This window comes from Pedobacter sp. 01N416 (assembly GCF_056399685.1).
On sequence record NZ_JBFTRT010001153.1, the window covers coordinates 1 to 366 of the forward strand.

Here is a 366-nt window from a genome sequence, read left to right on the forward strand (position 1 = left end):
TTATCAATGCTTTCGATACCATTCGTTTTTATCAATGCTTTCGATACCATTCGTTTAGGAAAAGCAAGTGTAATGATTGCCGGTGGTTCTGAAGCTGCGTTGACCAAGTCATCTGTAGGTGGCTTTAATGCTGCTCAGGCTCTATCTAAAAATAACGAGGATCCACAAGGGGCTTCTAAACCTTTTGATGCCGACAGAGATGGTTTTGTAATGAGCGAAGGTGCAGGTGCATTGATTTTAGAAGATCTGGATCATGCTTTAGCACGTGGTGCCCACATTTATGCCGAAATTATTGGTGGTGGAATGGCCGCTGATGCATATCACCTAACCGGAACCCCTCCTGATGGGATCGGTGCGGCTTTGGGT

Annotated in this window: 1 protein-coding gene; it reads left to right on the top strand. The window is 45.4% G+C overall.

Annotated elements, in window-relative coordinates; translation table 11 throughout:
* Window positions 1-366, top strand: a 366-nt coding sequence (locus AC1DND_RS29670; RefSeq protein WP_477586652.1) for a beta-ketoacyl synthase N-terminal-like domain-containing protein, incomplete at both ends; no start/stop codon positions are given.